This window comes from Rhizobacter sp. (genome assembly GCF_035702065.1).
Classification (GTDB): domain Bacteria; phylum Pseudomonadota; class Gammaproteobacteria; order Burkholderiales; family Burkholderiaceae_C; genus Rhizobacter.
Window position 1 is genome coordinate 1 of the sequence record NZ_DASSRA010000069.1, and the last position, 2,110, is coordinate 2,110.

Annotated in this window: 2 protein-coding genes and 1 pseudogene; 2 read left to right on the forward strand and 1 reads right to left on the reverse strand. The window is 68.4% G+C overall.

What is annotated here, in order from left to right; translation table 11 throughout:
• Window positions 1–255: pseudogene (locus VFL64_RS03240) on the reverse strand (hypothetical protein); the annotation flags it as partial.
• Between the two features lie 112 nt (window positions 256–367).
• On the opposite strand from VFL64_RS03240, the gene VFL64_RS03245 reads away from it, so the two are divergent.
• Both VFL64_RS03245 and VFL64_RS03250 read left to right on the forward strand, forming a co-directional pair.
• A complete protein-coding gene (locus VFL64_RS03245) occupies window positions 368–781 on the forward strand; it encodes a rhodanese-like domain-containing protein (protein ID WP_489538947.1) in 414 nt (137 codons plus the stop codon).
• 55 nt (window positions 782–836) lie between these two features.
• On the forward strand, window positions 837–2,110 hold a 1,274-nt coding region (locus VFL64_RS03250; protein ID WP_489538948.1), incomplete at its 3' end, for a carboxyl transferase domain-containing protein.

A 2,110-nucleotide genomic window follows, 5' to 3' on the forward strand; every position in this document is an offset into this window, starting at 1 on the left:
GAACGCCTGCAGGTTTTCGAAGGGGATGGCGAGCGTGCCCAGGTGCAGCACCGGTGCGGCGATGGTGATCTCTTCGAGCCGGCCGCTGTCCTGGAAGCGCAGCACCACGTCGCCGTAGTCCATCTCGTTCAGACCGACCTCGTTGCGCCGCGCGGCCAGCGGCTCGCCGCGTTGCTTGAGCAGGTCGCCGCGCTGCAGCGAGAAGGCGTAGCCGGCCATCGCGAGGTAGGGGTCGAGCCGGACGGGGCGGTCCATCGGCCGAGTCTAGGCGGCGTGCATTGACTGCGAGCCCTTGTGGGGCAATGGCAGGCGTGTACAAATGGAGCCGGCCCTGGTTGGAGAAAGGGCGCATCTGAGGAGCCACGCCATGAAGAAGACCGCCAAAGCCCTGGTCGACGAAGCCATGGGCCGCGTCACCACCTACACGGTGGAACAGGCCCGTGCGCTGCACGGCCAGCCGGGGGTGCAGTTCGTCGACGTGCGCGACGTGCGCGAGCTGGAGCACGAAGGCGCCATCCCCGGTGCCTTCCACGCGCCGCGCGGCATGCTGGAGTTCTGGGCCGATCCCGAGTCGCCCTACCACCGCCAGGAGCTGGCGCAGGACAAGGAGTACGTGCTCTTCTGTGCGCTGGGCTGGCGCTCGGCCCTGGCCACGCAGACGCTGATGGACATGGGCCTGGCCCACGTCGCCCACATCGAAGGCGGCTTCGATGCCTGGAAGAAAGCCGGCGGGCCGGTGGAACCCAAGCCGGCCAAGCCGAGATCGCCCGCTCGCCCCTAGAATTGACGTATACGTCAATTAGACAGGCTCGGCCACCGAGCCGGCCGGAGACCGCATGCCCGCACTCAGCTCCAAGCTCAGCCCCCGTTCCGACGACTTCAAGGCCAACGCCGCCGCCATGCGCGTGCTGGTCGACGACCTCAACGCCAAGCTCGCGCAGATGGCGCAGGGCGGCGGCGACGGCCCGCGCGCCAAGCACGTGGCAAGGGGCAAGCTGCTGCCGCGCGACCGCGTGGAGATGCTGCTCGACCCCGACACGCCTTTCCTCGAAGTGGCGCCGCTCGCCGCCCACGGCCTCTACGACGGCGCCGCGCCGGGCGCGGGCGTGATCGCCGGCATCGGCCGCGTGAGCGGTGTCGACTGCATGATCGTCTGCAACGACGCCACGGTGAAGGGCGGCACCTACTACCCGATGACGGTGAAGAAGCACCTGCGCGCGCAGGAGATCGCACAGGCCAACCGCCTGCCCTGCATCTACCTCGTCGACAGCGGCGGCGCCAACCTGCCCAACCAGGACGAGGTCTTCCCCGACCGCGACCACTTCGGCCGCATCTTCTTCAACCAGGCGCAGATGAGTGCGCAGGGCATCCCGCAGATCGCGGTGGTGATGGGCTCGTGCACGGCGGGCGGCGCCTACGTGCCGGCGATGAGCGACGAATCCATCATCGTGAAGGAGCAGGGCACCATCTTCCTGGCCGGCCCGCCGCTCGTGAAGGCGTCCATCGGCGAGGTGGTGAGCGCCGAGGACCTGGGCGGCGGCGACGTCCACACGCGCCTGTCGGGCGTGGCCGACCACCTGGCGCAGAACGACACCCACGCGCTGGCCATCGCGCGCAACGCGGTCGCTCGCCTCAACTGGAAGAAGCCGCAGCCGCTGGCCTGCGTGGCGCCGCGCGCACCACTGTTCGATGCGGCCGAGCTGCACGGCGTGATCCCGACCGACACGCGCAAGCCTTTCGACGTGCGCGAGATCATCGCCCGCATCGTCGACGCGAGCGAGTTCGACGAGTTCAAGGCGCGCTATGGCACCACGCTCGTCACCGGCTTCGCCCACATCGAGGGCATGCCGGTGGGCATCGTCGCCAACAACGGCGTGCTGTTCTCCGAGTCGGCGCAGAAGGGCGCGCACTTCATCGAGCTGTGCTGCCAGCGCAAGGTACCGCTCATCTTCTTGCAGAACATCACCGGCTTCATGGTGGGCAAGAAGTACGAGAACGAAGGCATCGCCAAGCACGGCGCCAAGATGGTGACGGCGGTGGCCACCGCCAACGTGCCCAAGTTCACCGTGATCATCGGCGGCAGCTTCGGTGCCGGCAACTACGGCATGTG

What these genes read in the sequence shown, in the direction of transcription:
- VFL64_RS03245 (WP_489538947.1), top strand. Translation starts at nt 368, where the DNA reads ATGAAGAAGACCGCCAAAGCCCTGGTCGACGAAGCCATGGGCCGCGTC.